This is a genomic window from Arthrobacter sp. MMS24-S77 (genome assembly GCF_054888235.1).
On record NZ_JBTZRN010000001.1, the window covers coordinates 2,421,745 to 2,438,168 of the forward strand.

Consider the following 16,424-nt stretch of genomic DNA (forward strand, 5'->3'; position numbering starts at 1 on the left):
AGGATTGGATATATGTTGCGTTGGTTGACCGCCGGTGAATCCCATGGCCCGGCATTGCTCGGAATTGTTGAAGGCGTTCCCGCCGGTGTGGAACTCACCAGCGGGGAAATCCGCGACGCCTTGGCGCGCCGCCGTCTCGGCTATGGCCGAGGCGCCCGGATGAAGTTCGAGCAGGACGAAGTGAGCATCCTTGGCGGTGTCAGGCACGGCGTCACGCAGGGCGGTCCCATCGCCATCCAGATCGGCAACACCGAGTGGCCCAAATGGGAACAGATCATGTCTGCCGACCCGGTGGATCCCGAACTCCTCGCCGACCAGGCCCGCAACGCACCCCTGACCCGCCCGCGGCCCGGCCACGCAGACTTCACGGGCATGCAGAAGTACGGCTTCCCTGAGGCGCGTCCGGTTCTCGAACGCGCCAGCGCCCGGGAAACCGCCACCCGCGTCGCCCTTGGCACAGTCGCTTCCCAATTCCTGAAGCAACTCGGCATCGAACTCGTCAGCCACACGGTTTCCATCGCGAGCGTCACCGTTCCGGAAGGTCGGCCGCTGCCCGTGCCGTCCGATGTCTTGGCCCTCGACGCTGACCCCTTGCGTTGCTTCGACCGCGAGACCTCGGACGCCATGGTGGCCGAGGTTGACGCAGCGCACAAGGAAGGCGAGACCCTCGGCGGTGTTGTCGAGGTCCTGGCCTACGGCCTTCCGCCGGGGCTGGGCAGCTACGTGCACTGGGACCGTCGCCTCGACTCCCGCTTGGCTGCTGCCCTGATGGGCATCCAAGCCATCAAGGGCGTTGAGGTGGGCGACGGCTTCCTCACCGCTGCCCGCCGGGGTTCCGCTGCGCATGACGAAATTGTCAGGGACGAGGCCGGCCGCATTGTGCGGAAGACCAACCGTGCAGGTGGCATTGAAGGCGGCATGAGCATCGGCGAAGTCCTGCGGGTCCGCGCCGCCATGAAGCCCATCGCTACCGTCCCCCGTGCGCTGAAGACCATTGACGTCAGCACCGGTGAAGCCGCCAAGGCCCACCACCAGCGCTCCGATGTCTGTGCCGTCCCGGCTGCTGGTGTCGTCGCCGAGGCCATGGTCGCCTTGGTTCTGGCCGAAGCTGTCGCTGAGAAATTCGGCGGTGACTCCGTCGCTGAAACCGCACGAAACCTTCGGGGTTACCTGGACAGCATCCCGGCAAACCTGGACTCGGTCGGCCACTAGTGGTCCGCGGTACCTCGGGCGCCGGTCACGGGCCTGCGATTGCTTTGGTGGGGCCGATGGCTGTCGGCAAGTCAGTCATTGGCCACCAGCTCGCCCAGCAATTGGGCGTGCCGTTTGTGGATACGGACGTCGTCATTGTTGAGCACCACGGGACCATCGCGGATATTTTTGCCGGTCGCGGAGAGCATGCCTTCCGGGAGATCGAGGCAAGGACGGTGGCGCGTGCTGTCGAAGCAGCGAGCACCGACGGCGGGGTTGTTTCACTTGGCGGCGGCGCGGTGCTGGATTCCGGCACGCAACAGCTCCTGGGCGATTGCACTGTGGTCTATCTCGAATGCGATGCCGAGACGGTCGCCGAACGTATCGCCCGCAACACTGGCCGGCCGCTCCTCGCGGGCGACGCCATGGCGCGTTGGGAAGCCCTGTTTGCTGCCAGGCGTCCCGTCTATGAACGTTTGGCAGATGTCACCGTCGATGTCCGGTCTGGAACCGTGGCGGAAATCGCCCTCCACGTGGAGGAAAGACTGCGTGAATACGCGGCCTTGAAAGAGGAAGTGCAAAAGTGAGCAACGAAGCAACTGTCATCAAGGTTACCGGCCAGTCCGCGAACGAAAACTACGACGTCGTCGTCGGACGCGGTCTCTTGGAGACCCTTCCCGCGAAGCTGGGGGAGCGCGTCAAGCGTGTTCTCGTGGTCCACCCGCGTGCCCTGCGGCTGACCGGCGACACGGTGCGCGCGGAGCTCGAGGCGGCGGGATTCACGGCCGTCACGGCTGAGATTCCCGACGCCGAAGAGGGCAAGCACATCCAGGTTGCGGCCTTCTGCTGGCAGGTGCTTGGCCAGAATGACTTCACCCGCTCCGATGCGATCGTTGCGGTGGGCGGCGGCGCCGTCACCGACCTCGCCGGATTTGTCGCCGCAACTTGGTTGCGCGGCGTCAAAGTCATCCACATGCCCACGAGCCTCCTTGGCATGGTGGACGCGTCTGTGGGTGGCAAGACCGGCATCAACACGGCGGAGGGCAAGAACCTGGTGGGTTCCTTCCACCCGCCGGCTGCCGTCCTCGCGGACCTGGACACGCTCCAGACACTGCCCAGGAACGAGCTGATTTCCGGAATGGCCGAGGTCATCAAGTGCGGTTTCATCGCAGATCCCGCCATCCTGGACCTCGTCGAAAACAAGCCGGAGGAAGTCACCGACCCCGGCTCGGCGGTGCTTCGCGAGCTCATCGAACGTGCCATCGCCGTCAAGGCGAAAGTGGTTTCGGAAGACCTCAAGGAATCCGGGCTGCGTGAAATCCTCAATTACGGCCACACCCTGGGCCACGCGATCGAACTCGTGGAACGCTACTCGTGGCGTCATGGCGCGGCAGTTTCGGTCGGCATGATGTTCGCCGCCGAGCTTGCCCGCAGCGTCGGGCGGCTTTCCGACGTCGACGCCGACCGGCACCGCACCATCCTTGAGGGGCTCGGGCTGCCGGTCACCTACCGCCGGGACCGCTGGCAGGGGCTGCTTGACGGCATGCGGCGCGACAAGAAGTCCCGTGGCGACCTCTTGCGCTTTGTGGTGCTCGACGGCGTGGCGAAGCCCGGAATCCTCGACGTTCCTGACACCTCGCTGCTTTTCGCTGCCTACCAGGAGATCGCATCATGACGACTGAAACCTTCAGCAGCATCAGTGATTGGCCTACGGGCGGGTTCCCCGGAGTACGTACCAACCCGGACACGCTCCTGCCGCATATCGTCAACGAGGAAGCCATGCAGTCCGCGTTGGCCGAATCCAGCGATCCCGCTGACCGCATCATGGCGCTCATGCTCGAAGGCCACCCCGGCGAAGCCGCCGAGTTGCTGGCCGAGGCCCGCTACAACGATCCCGAGTCCTTCAAACTCCGGATCTTCGAGGCCGAACTGCACCGTGCCACCAACCGCTTCGACCGCGCTGTGGAGCTCTTCCGCCAATTGCTCGGGGAAGTCCAGGGAACTGCCAAGGAACCGATCGTCCATCAGTATTTGGGTCGAGCCCATTTTGTGGCCGGGAATCCCGTGGCCGCAGCGGAATCGTTCACCAAGGCCCTGGACCTGCGCGTTGCCTTGGCGGCTGATGCTTCCCTGATCTACTCCTCTGCCGTTGCCTTGCAGCGTGCCCGGAACGCCCTCGAACTCGCCTCCTGAACGGGGCGCCTCCCGAACGGGCCCACCGCCGAACCATGGGCGCGAGCAGGCGCGCCACATTTTGCCGGTAGAATGGTCTTTGGATTTTTGATAAATACGCGCTGGCGGCCGTCAAGGCATGCCTGCTTGGCATAGTCGGCTGGAAGCCAGAAGGCGCAGCTAGAACCAGTGAAAGAAACCAGAGGACACTAGTGGCAACCACAAATGACATCAAGAACGGTACCGTGCTGAAGCTCGAGGGCCAGCTCTGGAACATCATTGAATTCCAGCACGTCAAGCCGGGCAAGGGCGGCGCGTTCGTACGCACCAAGATGCGCAACGTCATGTCTGGCAAGGTGGTGGACAAGACCTTCAACGCCGGCCTCAAGATCGAAACCGCCACCGTTGACCGCCGCGACTACCAGTACCTGTACCAGGACGGCGCGGACTTCGTGTTCATGGACACCCAGGACTTCGACCAGATCACTGTTTCCGGTGCCACGGTAGGCGACGCCACCAACTTCATGCTGGAAAACCAGATGGTCAACATCGCCATCCACGAGGGAACGCCGCTGTACATCGAGCTGCCGCCGAGCGTCGTGCTCGAAATCACCTACACTGAGCCGGGCCTGCAGGGCGACCGCTCCTCCGCTGGAACCAAGCCAGCTACTCTTGAAACCGGCTACGAGATCCAGGTGCCCCTGTTCGTTGAGAACAACACCAAGGTCAAGGTTGACACCCGCGACGGCAGCTACCTGGGCCGGGTCAACGACTAGTGAGTGCCCGTGGTAAGGCCCGTAACAGGGCCCTCGAAGTTCTGTTCGAGGCGGAGCAGCGTTCCGCCTCCGCTTTCGAGGTCTTGAAGGCCCGCCGGGAAAAGACCGACCTTGTGGTCAACCCGTACACGACCGACATCGTGGAGGGCGTGGTTGCCATGCAGCCGACCATCGACGAATTCCTCCAGACCTACGCGCAGGGCTGGACCCTTGAGCGGATGCCGGCAGTGGACCGCATTATCCTGCGTATCGGCGCCTGGGAACTCCTCTACAACGACGACGTCCCGGACGGCGTAGCGGTCAGCGAAGCGGTAGCCCTGGCAAAGGTCATGTCCACCGACGAATCTCCTGCGTTCATCAACGGCCTCCTAGGACGTTTGCAGAAGCTGAAGCCCTCGCTTCTCGCCTAGGCGGCACGGAGAGCACCCAAAGGGCCGGTCTCCACAGGAAAACTGTGGGCACCGGCCCTTGGCAATACCGGCGTGTGAGCTAAAACGCATTCCGAGGGCCCGGGGCGCGTCGGACGCCCCCCACCCCTGTGGTAATTTTGTAGGGCAAATGTTCCTTTTTAATTCCGTCCCGTGAGGCGGGGAAAGGGGAGACGAGCGATGACTGAAGTCACTGCGCCGGTGCCGTCCCGGGTTGTCCTCAACCACGCGGATATCGACCGTGCGCTCACTCGTATCGCCCACGAAATCCTCGAGGCCAACAAGGGCTCCCAGGATCTGGTTCTATTGGGCATCCCGCGCCGCGGCTATCCGCTGGCTGTACGGCTGGCAGACAAGATCGCCGCCGCAGATCCGTCCGTCAACGCCTCGGCAATAGTCGGTCAGCTGGACGTGACCATGTTCAGGGACGATCTTTCCCACCAGCCCGCCAGGCCCCCTTATCCCACCAAGCTGCCGCTGTCCGGCATCGACAACAAGGTTGTTGTCCTCATCGACGACGTCCTGTACTCGGGTCGCACCATCCGGGCAGCCCTGGACGCCATCATCGACCTTGGCCGGCCCCGCATCGTCCGCCTCGCCGTCCTCGTGGATCGCGGCCACCGCGAATTGCCTATCCGCGCGGACCACGTGGGCAAGAACCTGCCCACGTCTTCCTCGGAAAAAGTCCGGGTCCACCTTGAAGAACTCGATTCGGTGGACGGCCAACCGATCAATGAAGTAGTGATCGAGGCCGGCGCGTGAAACACCTGCTCTCCACAGAGAACCTCAGCGCCGAGAACGCCATCCGGATCCTGGATACCGCCGAAGAGATGGCCGCAGTGGGGGACCGGGAGGTCAAGAAGCTTCCCGCCCTGCGCGGCCGCACGGTAGTCAATCTCTTCTTCGAGGACTCCACCCGCACCCGAATTTCCTTCGAGGCGGCAGCCAAGCGGCTTTCCGCCGACGTCATCAACTTCGCGGCAAAAGGTTCCTCGGTATCAAAGGGCGAGTCCCTCAAGGACACCGCGCAGACCCTCGCGGCGATCGGCGCCGATGCGGTGGTCATCCGTCACTGGGCTTCCGGCGCGCCGCACCGCTTGGCTGCCACCGACTGGATCGACGCTGCCGTCATCAACGCCGGCGACGGCACGCATGAACACCCCACCCAGGCTCTCCTGGACGCGTTCACGATGCGCCGCCACTGGTCCAAGTTGCACGGCTCGGCATCCGCGGGCGCTGATCTCTCAGGCATGCGCGTCGCAATCGCCGGCGACGTCCTGCACTCCCGCGTCGCCCGTTCCAATGTGTGGCTGCTGCGCACCCTTGGTGCGGAAGTAACCCTGGTGGCGCCGCCCACCTTGCTGCCGATCGGCGTCGAACACTGGCCTTGCAAGGTCAGTTACAACCTCGATGAGACACTCGAGGCCGGCGTGGATGCGATGATGATGCTGCGGGTCCAAGGTGAACGCATGAACGCCTCATTCTTTCCCTCGACGCGGGAGTATTCCCGCCGGTGGGGCTTCGATGATGCCCGCCTCCGGGCCCTCGATGAACTCGGGCTCAAAGACACCATCATCATGCACCCGGGCCCCATGAACCGCGGACTGGAAATTTCCTCCGCCGCCGCCGATTCGCCCCGCTCCACCGTGCTGGCCCAGGTCCGCAACGGTGTTTCGGTCCGGATGGCCGCCCTGTACCTGCTGCTCTCGGGAGATACCCGTGAAGCCGCCACCACGCCGGGCACCGCCCGTTCCGACAAGGAGAACAACTGATGACCGAGACCGCAACGGGTACAAGAACCGGTACCTACCTGATCCGCGGCGCGGCCATTCTGGGCGGCGACGCCGAGGACCTGTTGATCCGCGACGGCGTCATCGCTGAGCGGGGCACCGGCCTGTCCGCCGAAGGCGCCACGGTGATCGAGGCCGCCGGCCTCGTGGCACTTCCCGGCATGGTCGACATCCACACCCACCTGCGCGAGCCCGGTCGCGAGGACGCCGAAACCGTAGAAACGGGAACCCGCGCCGCGGCCCTCGGAGGCTACACGGCGGTGCACGCCATGGCCAACAGCAACCCGGTGGCCGACACCGCCGGCGTCGTCGAGCAAGTCCACAGCCTGGGCCGCGCGTCCGGCTGGGTGGACGTCCGGCCGGTGGGCGCCGTCACGGTGGGACTCGCAGGCGAACAGCTCGCCGAACTCGGCGCCATGGCCGACTCCCGCGCCCAGGTCCGCGTCTTCTCCGACGATGGCATCTGCGTGCATGATCCCGTGCTGATGCGTCGTGCCCTGGAATACGTCAAGGCGTTCGACGGCGTCGTTGCCCAGCACGCGCAGGAACCGCGCCTTACCGCTGGTGCCCAGATGAACGAGGGCACCGTCTCCGCCGTTCTCGGCCTTGCCGGTTGGCCGGCGGTCGCCGAGGAGAGCATCATCGCCCGGGACGTCCTGCTGGCCCAACACGTCGGCTCCCGCCTGCACGTCTGCCATGTGTCCACCGCCGGATCGGTAGAGATCGTCCGCTGGGCCAAGGAACGGGGGATCAACGTCACCGCCGAGGTCACGCCCCACCACTTGTTGCTCACCGACGAGCTGGTCCGCAGCTACGACCCCGTGTACAAGGTCAACCCGCCCCTGCGCACCGACGCGGATGTCCAGGCGCTCCGTGCCGGACTCGCAGACGGCACCATCGACGTCGTCGGCACGGACCATGCCCCGCATCCGAGCGAGCACAAGGAATGTGAGTGGGCCCAGGCGGCCATGGGCATGACGGGCCTGGAAACAGCCTTGTCTGTAGTCCAGGAGACCATGATCGAGACCGGGCTGATGACGTGGGCCGACTTCGCCCGCGTCACGTCCACAGTGCCGGCGGCCATTGGCCGGGTGGCAGACCAGGGACGCCCGCTTGAGGCCGGAGAGCCCGCCAATGTGATCCTCGTGGACCCGGCTGCCCGCTGGATTGTGGATCCGCATAAGATGGCGACCATGGGCCGGAACTCACCCTTTGCGGGCAAGGAGTTGCCGGGCGCCGTCGTCGCCACTTTCTTCAAGGGCCACCCGACCGTGTTGGACGGCAAACTCAACACCCCGTACCGTTATGCAGCGGACATTGCCGCCGCAGGCAGCAGCAACTGATGGACAAAGTCGCTTCCTTGCTCCTGGTCTTGTGTCTTGCCGCGGTTGTCGCCGGACTCATCGCGATGGGTTGGCGCAGCAGGCTCAAGCGGCAGGCCGGCTTCGGGCCGCTTCCGGAAGTGCCTGAACAGCTCAGCCCGGCGGGCATTGTGGCTGAAGGCCAGTATGTCGCCACCACGACGTCGGGAGACTGGCTTGACCGGATCGCGGTCCATGGCCTGGGCTTCCGCGGGAACGCGGAAATGAGCGTCCATTCGGAAGGCGTCCTCTTCGACCGCGCGGGAACCGGACCACTGTTCATTCCATCGCGGGCCGTGACCGATTGCCGCAGCGCCAGCGGCATGGCCGGAAAGTTCGTGGAAAAGGACGGACTGGTGGTCTTGAGCTGGATGCTCGGAGAACGTGAGCTCGATACCGGATTCAGGACCAGGCACGCCGCCGACAAGCAACCCCTCCTCGAAGCACTTCAAGAATTGATCTCTGCAGCCCCCCAGGCAGATGCCGATAGTGGAAAGTAACAACGTGACGGACACCAACGCAGTGACAGCAAACTCAGTGACCCCTAACAACCCGGCAGAGTCCTCCGCGGCAGTGCTGGTCCTCGAAGACGGCCGCACGTTCCGTGGCCGCAGCTACGGCGCTACCGGGATCGCCTTGGGCGAGGCCGTTTTCGCCACCGGCATGACCGGTTACCAGGAAACCATCACGGATCCCTCGTACGCCCGCCAGCTCGTGGTCCAGACGGCGCCGCACATCGGCAACACCGGCGTGAACAAGGAAGACGCCGAGTCCCGCCGCATCTGGGTGGCCGGCTATGTGGTCCGCGACGCCGCACGCCGCCCCTCGAACTGGCGCTCGGAGCGCAGTCTTGATGAAGAGCTCATTGAGCAGGGCATCGTCGGCATTCAGTCCGTGGACACCCGGGCCATCACCCGGCACCTGCGCGAGCACAAAACCATGCGTGCAGGAATCTTCTCCGGCGAAGCAGCCAAGGCCACTGACAAGGAGCTGCTGGACACCGTCCTGGCCAGCGCCCCCATGGAAGGCGCCCGACTCGCCGAAGAAGTGAGCATCGACGAAGCGTACGTTGTTGAACCGGCCGACCACGGCTGGGAGGGCGAAGCGAAATTCAGCATCGCCGCGATTGACCTTGGCATCAAGGCCATGACCCCGGCGCGTTTCGCCGAACGTGGCGTCCGCGTCCACGTCCTGCCCGCGACGGCCACGCTGGAGGACGTCAAGGCAGTCAACCCGGATGGTTTCTTCATGTCCAACGGCCCTGGCGACCCCGCCACCGCTGACGTCCAGGTGAAGCTGCTCCGCGCGGTGCTCGACGAGAAGCTGCCGTACTTCGGTATCTGCTTCGGCAACCAGATCCTGGGCCGCGCGCTCGGATTCGGTACCTACAAGCTCAAGTATGGCCACCGCGGCATCAACCAGCCGGTGATGGACCGGCGTACGGGCAAGGTGGAGATCACTTCGCAGAACCACGGCTTCGCCGTCGACGCTCCCATGGACGGCGCCACGCTGGCTCCGGAAGAGCGCTTTGGCCGCGTGGAGGTTAGCCACGTCAGCCTCAACGACGACGTCGTGGAAGGACTCGCCTGCCTCGACATCCCGGCCTTCTCGGTCCAGTACCACCCCGAAGCCGCAGCCGGACCGCACGACGCCGCCTACCTCTTCGACCGCTTCATCGACCTGATGGAGAGCACGAAGAACGGCCGGAACGCCGCGCAGGCCGCCGACACTCAGACATCGAACTCCGCGAAGAACGAGGACACCAAGTAATGCCAAAGCGTACAGATCTCAAGAGCGTCCTTGTTATCGGTTCCGGCCCGATCGTCATCGGCCAGGCGGCCGAATTCGACTACTCCGGCACCCAGGCACTGCGAGTGCTGAAGGAGGAGGGCCTGCGCGTCATCCTCGTGAACTCCAACCCGGCCACCATCATGACGGACCCCGAGTTCGCCGATGCCACCTATGTCGAGCCCATCACCCCCGAGGTGGTCGAAAAGATCATCGCCAAGGAGCGCCCGGACGCCCTCCTGCCGACGCTGGGCGGACAGACTGCCCTCAACACGGCCATCGCCCTGGACAAGAACGGCGTGCTCGAGAAGTACAACGTCGAACTCATCGGTGCCAACATTGCTGCGATCGAACTCGGCGAGGACCGGGAAAAGTTCAAGGGCGTCGTGGAGCGCTGCGGCGCCGAGTCGGCCCGCAGCCACATCATCCACACCATGGATGAAGCACTGGGCGCCGCGGAAGACCTCGGTTACCCGATGGTCGTCCGCCCGTCGTTCACAATGGGTGGCCTGGGCTCGGGCCTGGCATACAACGAGGACGACCTGCGCCGCATCGTCGGCCAGGGCCTGCAGTACAGCCCCACCTCCGAGGTCCTGCTCGAAGAGAGCATCCTCGGCTGGAAGGAATACGAGCTGGAGATGATGCGCGACAAGAACGACAATGTCGTTGTTGTCTGCTCCATCGAAAACTTCGATCCGGTGGGTGTCCACACGGGCGACTCCATCACCGTTGCCCCGGCCCTGACCCTGACCGACCGCGAGTACCAGCGGCTGCGCGATATCTCCATCGCGGTCATCCGCGAAGTCGGCGTCGACACGGGTGGCTGCAACATCCAGTTCGCCATCGAGCCGGACACGGGACGCGTCGTCGTTATCGAAATGAACCCGCGCGTTTCGCGTTCCTCGGCGCTGGCCTCCAAGGCCACCGGCTTCGCGATCGCCAAGATCGCCACCAAGCTCTCCTTGGGCTACACCCTGGACGAGATCCCGAACGACATCACGCAAAAGACGCCGGCATCGTTCGAGCCGACGCTCGACTACGTCGTCGTCAAGGTTCCGCGCTTCGCCTTCGAGAAGTTCCCGGCCGCGGACAACACGCTGACCACCACCATGAAGTCCGTGGGTGAAGCGATGGCCATGGGCCGCAACTTCACGGAAGCCCTGCAGAAGGCGCTTCGCTCCCTTGAGCAAAAAGGCTCGCAGCTGGACTTCAGCCACGTGCCCGAGTGGGAAGTTCCGGAACTCATCGAGAAGTCCAAGCGCCCGACGACGGACCGCCTCTACCAGGTCCAGCGCGCTTTGCTCGGAGGTGCTTCGGTCGAAGAGCTCTACGCCGCCACCAAGATCGATCCGTGGTTCCTGGACCAGCTGCAACTCCTCAACGAGACCTCGCAGGAGATCCGCAAGGCCGGTGCCCTGACCGAAGAGATGCTGCGCAACGCCAAGCGCCACGGCTTCTCGGACGAGCAGATTGGCGCCCTGACGCACACCCCGGAAGCTGTTGTGCGCGGCGTCCGCCAGGCGCTGGGCATCCGTCCGGTCTACAAGACCGTGGACACTTGTGCCGCCGAATTTGCCGCCTACACCCCGTACCACTACTCCTCGTACGACGAAGAGGACGAGGTGGGCCTGCACGCCAAGCCTTCCGTCATCATCCTGGGCTCCGGCCCGAACCGCATCGGCCAGGGCATCGAGTTCGACTACTCGTGCGTGCACGCCTCCATGGCGCTGCGCAAGGCCGGCTACGAGACTGTCATGGTCAACTGCAACCCGGAAACCGTGTCCACGGACTACGACGTCTCCACGCGCCTGTACTTCGAACCGCTGACCCTTGAGGACGTCCTCGAAGTCATCGCGGCGGAGGAACGCACTGGTGGCGTCATGGGCGTGTTTGTGCAGCTCGGCGGGCAGACTCCGCTCAAGCTCGCACAGCAGCTGGCCGACGCGGGTGTACCGATCCTGGGCACCTCGCCCGAGGCCATTGACCTCGCCGAGCACCGTGGCATGTTCTCCCGCGTGCTCGACCAGGCCGGCCTGATCGCCCCGAAGAACGGCACCGCGGTGTCCTTCGAGGACGCCAAGAAGATCGCCGACGAAATCGGCTACCCGGTCCTCGTTCGCCCGTCGTACGTGCTCGGCGGCCGAGGCATGGAAATCGTCTATGACGAAGCCAACCTCTCCCGCTATATCGCCAACGCCACCGAGATCACCCCGGACCACCCGGTACTGATCGACCGCTTCCTCGAGGACGCCGTCGAAATCGACGTCGACGCGCTCTTCGACGGGACGGACATGTACCTCGGCGGCATCATGGAACACATCGAGGAAGCCGGCATCCACTCCGGTGACTCCGCATGCGTCCTGCCGCCGATCACCCTTGGCAACAACGTGATCGAACGCGTCCGCACGGCCACCCGGGCCATCGCGGAAGGCGTCGGCGTCCGCGGCCTCATCAATATCCAGTTCGCGCTGGCTTCCGACGTGCTCTACGTCCTGGAAGCCAACCCCCGCGCTTCCCGCACCGTGCCGTTCGTTTCCAAAGCGACTGGCGTGCAGATGGCCAAGGCTGCCGCCCTGATCGGTACCGGCGTCACCATCAACCAGCTGCGCAGCGCTTACAAGATGCTGCCGGAAACGGGCGACGGCTCAACCCTGCCGCTCGACGCGCCGGTTGCCGTAAAGGAAGCCGTGCTGCCGTTCAGCCGCTTCCGGACGCCTGAGGGCAAGGTGGTGGACTCGCTGCTCGGCCCGGAAATGCGCTCCACAGGCGAGGTCATGGGTATCGACAAGCATTTCGACACCGCTTTCGCCAAGAGCCAGGCCGCGGCCAACAATGCGCTGCCCACCGAAGGCAAGATCTTCGTCTCGGTCGCCAACCGGGACAAGCGCTCGGTGATCATGGGCGTCAAGCGCCTGTCCGATCTCGGCTTCGAGATTGTCTCCACTGGCGGTACGGCGGATGTGCTGCGCCGAAACGGCATCCAGGCAACCCCGGTCCGCAAGGTCGCGGAAGGCAGCAGCGCCGAGGGCGAAGGCACCATCGCGGACCTCATCATCGCCGGCGAGATCGACATGGTCTTCAACACGCCTTCCGGGGGCGAAGCCCGCAGCGACGGCTACGAGCTCCGTGCGGCCGCTACGTCCATCGGCATCCCGTGCATCACCACCGTGGCCGAGTTCAACGCCGCGGTGCAGGCAATCGAGGCGCTGCGCACCTATGAGTGGTCGGTGACCAGCTTGCAGGAGCACGCCGCCAACCTGAAGGCATCCACCGAGGCCGTCAATGCCTGAGTCTGCTGTAGTCGGGCAGCCTGTTGTCAGGTCGGGGCCCCGACAGCCGTTCGGTTCCCGCCTGGCTGCCGCCATGGCCGCGCGCGGGCCCTTGTGCGTCGGGATCGACCCGCACCGCGGGCTGCTGGCGGACTGGGGATTGAACGACGACGTCGCCGGGCTGGAGCGTTTTTCGCTCACCGTTGTGGAGGCGGTGGCGACGCTCGCTGCCGCGGTGAAGCCGCAAGTGGCACTCTATGAGCGCCACGGCTCCGCGGGCATGGCCGTACTGGAACGGACCCTTGCGGCCGCGTCCGAGGCCGGCGTGTTGAGCATTGCCGACGCCAAGCGGGGAGACATCGGCTCCACGATGGCTGCATACGCTGACGCTTGGCTGCGCGACGGTTCGTCCTTGGCTGCGGATTCGGTCACGCTCAGCCCATATCTCGGATTCGAGTCACTGCGTCCGGCATTGGACCTCGCGGCCGAGTACGGCCGGGGTGTTTTCGTCCTTGCGCTGACTTCCAACCCCGAGGGAAAGTCCGTTCAGCACGTTGGCGGCTCCGAGTCGGTTGCTCGAAGGATCGTTGAGGCGGCCGCGGACGAGAACCGTCGCTATGCCGGCGCCCTGGGCTCGGTGGGCATGGGGTCTGTCGGTCTTGTGGTGGGTGCCACTATCGGCACGGCCTTAGTGGACCTTGGCTTGGACCTGAATGCGGTTCGGGGCCCCATCTTGGCTCCCGGGCTGGGAGCCCAGGGCGCCACGCCCGCGGATCTGCGTGACACTTTCGGCGAGGCATATCCGGCCGTACTTGCGACGTCGAGCCGCGGAATCCTTGCTGCCGGTCCCGCCGTTGCCGGATTGCGTTCTGCTACTGAGGCCACGCGTGACGGCTTGCTGAAAGGTTGATCGACATGTTGCAGGGTCCGGTGCATTGCGCTTCGCACTGACCACGCGGTAGCTTCGGGAGCAGTCCAAACCGCTACGCACTTGATGCCGGCCAAAGGGGGATGTGTCAGTGACGTTGAAAGCTTTGTCTGCAGAAGAACGTTCCGATGCCTTGGAAAAGGCCGCCAGGGCCCGGGCAAGACGGGCCCTGGCCAAGGAACAACTCAGGACCGGTGAACTCAGCATCGCCCGGCTGGTCAAGTCGGCGCAGACTGATGAGGCCATCGCCCGCATGCGTGTTTCCGAGCTTCTGGAGGCTGTTCCGGGTGTTGGCCCTGTCCGGGCCGCGGCCATCATGGCCGAGATCGGAATCGCACCATCACGCAGGCTCAGGGGTCTGGGAATTCACCAGTCCCGGTCGCTGATAGATTTTATGGAAGACAAATACAGCGTTTGAACAAATACAGGGTTAAACAAATACAGCGTTTAAGAAGAAATGCAGCCTCTCCACGAAGGACGATGTGAGCAAGAATCCGGGACTGACCGTCCTCGCAGGCCCCACTGCCGTTGGCAAGGGAACCGTATCCACGTATATCCGCGACAACTACCCCGAGGTTTGGCTTTCAGTTTCGGCCACCACCCGGGCGCCGCGTCCGGGGGAGACAGACGGTGTCCACTACTTCTTCAAATCCGCCGAAGAATTCGACGCTCTTGTTGAAGATGGCCAATTGCTCGAGTGGGCAGTGGTGCACGGCAAGAACCGCTACGGCACGCTCCGCAGCACGGTCGACGCCGCAATTGCCGAAGGCAAGTCCGTGCTGCTGGAGATCGATCTGCAGGGCGCGCGCCAGGTCAAGGCTGCCGTCCCCGACGCGAACTTCGTCTTCCTCGCGCCACCCAGCTGGGACGAAATGGTCCGCCGCTTGGTAGGGCGCGGCACCGAAACCCCCGAGGAACAGCGGCGGCGGCTGGAAACCGCTAAACTGGAACTTGCCGCTGAACCGGAGTTTGACCACACCGTCATCAATGACGACGTACGCCGGGCAGCGGACGAGCTTGTTTCACTCATGGGGCTTACCCCGCACCAGCGCTAAGCGCTAGCACTTGTCAGCCCGTTAGAATTTGGAGATTTCGTGTCCACGAACCTTGAAGGCATCATCAACCCGCCGATCGATTCGCTGCTTGCTGCTGCCGATTCGAAGTACGGCCTGGTGATTTTCGGCGCCAAGCGCGCGCGCCAGATCAACGCCTACTACGCCCAGCTGCACGAGGGCCTCTTCGAGTACGTTGGCCCGCTGGTCGACACGAAGCTGAACGAGAAGTCGCTTTCCATCGCCCTGCGCGAGATCAACGAAGGCCTTCTGGTCTCCACCCCGATCGAGCCCGCAGAGTAAAACAGACTGCCTGTTGACGGAGGTCACGTGCGCATAGTCCTCGGAGTCGGGGGAGGGATCGCAGCCTACAAGGTTGCATCGCTCCTCCGGCTTTTTACTGAGGCCGGACACAACGTCACGGTCATTCCCACGGAGGCCGCCAGCCGATTCGTCGGCGTAGCTACCTGGGAGGCTCTCTCGGGCAATCCGGTGAGCAACAGTGTCTTTGACGACGTGGAGAAGGTCAACCACGTCCGGCTTGGTCATGAGGCCGATCTCATCGTGGTCGCACCGGCAACCGCCGACCTGTTGGCCAAGGCCGCTACCGGCCAAGCCGGAGACCTACTCACCAACACGCTCCTCATGGCTCATGGCCCGGTGCTTTTTGCTCCCGCGATGCACACCGAAATGTGGCAGAACCAAGCAACCCAGGCGAACGTGGAAACACTGCGCAGCCGCGGCATCACCGTCCTTGAACCCGCAGTGGGTAGGTTGACTGGCGCGGATTCCGGGCCGGGCAGGCTCCCCGAACCGGAGGCCATTTTCGCGGCGGCCCTCGCTTTGGTTGGCGCCACGATACCTTCCAGCGCCGCGCCTTCCACCCAGCCTGTTGGCCCCAAACCTCTCTCCGGGCGAACGGTGACAATTTCCGCGGGCGGCACGAGGGAAGCCCTGGATCCGGTCCGTTTCCTCGGGAACAGGTCTTCCGGTAAGCAGGGTGTTGCCCTTGCCGCAGCAGCCCTCGACGCCGGCGCCACTGTGAGATTCCTCGCTGCCCATATGGACGTCCAGCCTCCCGCCGGCGTCGAACTGGTCCAGGTTGAATCTGCTTTGGAACTCCGCGACGCCGCGCTGGAAGCCGCCGTTGGCTCCGACGTCGTGATCATGGCGGCTGCAGTGGCTGATTTCCGTCCCGCTGAAGTTTCAGATACGAAGATCAAGAAGAGCGAAGGCGACGACGCTCCCGTGGTGCGCCTTGTGCGGAACCCTGACATCCTGCATGAGCTGGTAGGGCGCCGCGACGCCGAATCAACCACGCAATTGATCGTTGGGTTCGCGGCCGAAACCGGAGACGAAGACGGCAACGTCCTCGAACACGCCACCGCCAAGCTCAAACGCAAGGGCTGTGATCTTTTGGTGGTCAACCAGGTCGGCGTCGGGCGGGTGTTCGGCCAAGACCAGAATTCTGTGATCATTCTCTCCGGCCATGGTGCGGCGCCGCAGTCCGCGGCCGGTTCGAAATCCGACGTCGCCGCCGCCGTCATTGACCGCATCAGCACTGAGTTGAGCCGCGTGCACCCGGCCACCTAGGCCTGGACGCAGATCATTCCTTAGCTGGTCCATCCTTAGCATAGGGACATACGGCGGAAGCCGACCGCCCTCAACC

At 64.3% G+C, this 16,424-nt stretch carries 17 protein-coding genes; all 17 read left to right on the forward strand.

Annotated elements, in window-relative coordinates; translation table 11 throughout:
- Positions 1-12: 12 nt before the first annotated feature.
- Positions 13-1,212 carry a chorismate synthase gene (aroC, locus tag ACX5I4_RS11060; RefSeq protein WP_461836704.1) on the forward strand — a complete coding sequence of 400 codons (1,200 nt, stop codon included), beginning with the start codon at positions 13-15 and terminating at the stop codon, positions 1,210-1,212.
- Positions 1,212-1,778, forward strand: a complete 567-nt coding sequence (locus tag ACX5I4_RS11065; protein ID WP_461836705.1) for a shikimate kinase — start codon at positions 1,212-1,214, stop codon at positions 1,776-1,778. The genes aroC and ACX5I4_RS11065 overlap by 1 nt, the downstream gene beginning before the upstream one ends.
- Complete coding sequence (aroB, locus tag ACX5I4_RS11070; RefSeq protein WP_461836706.1) at positions 1,775-2,866, forward strand: 3-dehydroquinate synthase; 1,092 nt, start codon at positions 1,775-1,777, stop codon at positions 2,864-2,866. Before ACX5I4_RS11065 ends, aroB begins: the two co-directional genes overlap by 4 nt.
- A complete protein-coding gene (locus ACX5I4_RS11075; RefSeq protein ID WP_461836707.1) occupies positions 2,863-3,384 on the forward strand; it encodes a tetratricopeptide repeat protein in 522 nt (173 codons plus the stop codon). The genes aroB and ACX5I4_RS11075 overlap by 4 nt, the downstream gene beginning before the upstream one ends.
- 191 nt (positions 3,385-3,575) lie before the next feature.
- Positions 3,576-4,139: an elongation factor P gene (gene efp / locus ACX5I4_RS11080; protein WP_028267136.1), complete on the forward strand. Its 564-nt coding sequence runs from the start codon at positions 3,576-3,578 to the stop codon at positions 4,137-4,139.
- Positions 4,139-4,549: a transcription antitermination factor NusB gene (gene nusB, locus ACX5I4_RS11085; protein ID WP_461836708.1), complete on the forward strand. Its 411-nt coding sequence runs from the start codon at positions 4,139-4,141 to the stop codon at positions 4,547-4,549. The genes efp and nusB overlap by 1 nt, the downstream gene beginning before the upstream one ends.
- A 198-nt stretch (positions 4,550-4,747) precedes the next feature.
- Positions 4,748-5,329, forward strand: a complete 582-nt coding sequence (pyrR, locus tag ACX5I4_RS11090; RefSeq protein ID WP_269992114.1) for a bifunctional pyr operon transcriptional regulator/uracil phosphoribosyltransferase PyrR — start codon at positions 4,748-4,750, stop codon at positions 5,327-5,329.
- A complete protein-coding gene (locus tag ACX5I4_RS11095; protein ID WP_461836709.1) occupies positions 5,326-6,339 on the forward strand; it encodes an aspartate carbamoyltransferase catalytic subunit in 1,014 nt (337 codons plus the stop codon). Before pyrR ends, ACX5I4_RS11095 begins: the two co-directional genes overlap by 4 nt.
- Entirely contained in the window at positions 6,339-7,700 is a 1,362-nt protein-coding gene (locus ACX5I4_RS11100; RefSeq protein ID WP_461836710.1) for a dihydroorotase, read from the forward strand. The genes ACX5I4_RS11095 and ACX5I4_RS11100 overlap by 1 nt, the downstream gene beginning before the upstream one ends.
- On the forward strand, positions 7,700-8,218 hold the full coding sequence (locus ACX5I4_RS11105; protein WP_461836711.1) for a PH-like domain-containing protein: 519 nt from the start codon (positions 7,700-7,702) through the stop codon (positions 8,216-8,218). The genes ACX5I4_RS11100 and ACX5I4_RS11105 overlap by 1 nt, the downstream gene beginning before the upstream one ends.
- A complete protein-coding gene (carA, locus tag ACX5I4_RS11110; RefSeq protein ID WP_461836712.1) occupies positions 8,199-9,488 on the forward strand; it encodes a glutamine-hydrolyzing carbamoyl-phosphate synthase small subunit in 1,290 nt (429 codons plus the stop codon). The genes ACX5I4_RS11105 and carA overlap by 20 nt, the downstream gene beginning before the upstream one ends.
- On the forward strand, positions 9,488-12,796 hold the full coding sequence (carB, locus tag ACX5I4_RS11115) for a carbamoyl-phosphate synthase large subunit (RefSeq protein WP_461836713.1): 3,309 nt from the start codon (positions 9,488-9,490) through the stop codon (positions 12,794-12,796). The genes carA and carB overlap by 1 nt, the downstream gene beginning before the upstream one ends.
- Positions 12,789-13,685, forward strand: a complete 897-nt coding sequence (gene pyrF, locus ACX5I4_RS11120; RefSeq protein ID WP_461836714.1) for an orotidine-5'-phosphate decarboxylase — start codon at positions 12,789-12,791, stop codon at positions 13,683-13,685. Before carB ends, pyrF begins: the two co-directional genes overlap by 8 nt.
- A 109-nt stretch (positions 13,686-13,794) precedes the next feature.
- Positions 13,795-14,121 (forward strand): integration host factor, actinobacterial type, encoded by a 327-nt coding sequence (mihF, locus tag ACX5I4_RS11125; protein ID WP_461836715.1) that lies wholly within the window; start codon positions 13,795-13,797, stop codon positions 14,119-14,121.
- A gap of 64 nt (positions 14,122-14,185) precedes the next feature.
- Positions 14,186-14,758 carry a guanylate kinase gene (gene gmk / locus ACX5I4_RS11130; RefSeq protein WP_028267126.1) on the forward strand — a complete coding sequence of 191 codons (573 nt, stop codon included), beginning with the start codon at positions 14,186-14,188 and terminating at the stop codon, positions 14,756-14,758.
- Between the two features lie 39 nt (positions 14,759-14,797).
- Positions 14,798-15,058, forward strand: coding sequence for a DNA-directed RNA polymerase subunit omega (rpoZ, locus tag ACX5I4_RS11135; RefSeq protein WP_078109003.1), 261 nt, complete (start codon positions 14,798-14,800; stop codon positions 15,056-15,058).
- Between the two features lie 27 nt (positions 15,059-15,085).
- Positions 15,086-16,348, forward strand: coding sequence for a bifunctional phosphopantothenoylcysteine decarboxylase/phosphopantothenate--cysteine ligase CoaBC (coaBC, locus tag ACX5I4_RS11140; RefSeq protein ID WP_461836716.1), 1,263 nt, complete (start codon positions 15,086-15,088; stop codon positions 16,346-16,348).
- The last annotated feature ends 76 nt before the right edge of the window (positions 16,349-16,424 follow it).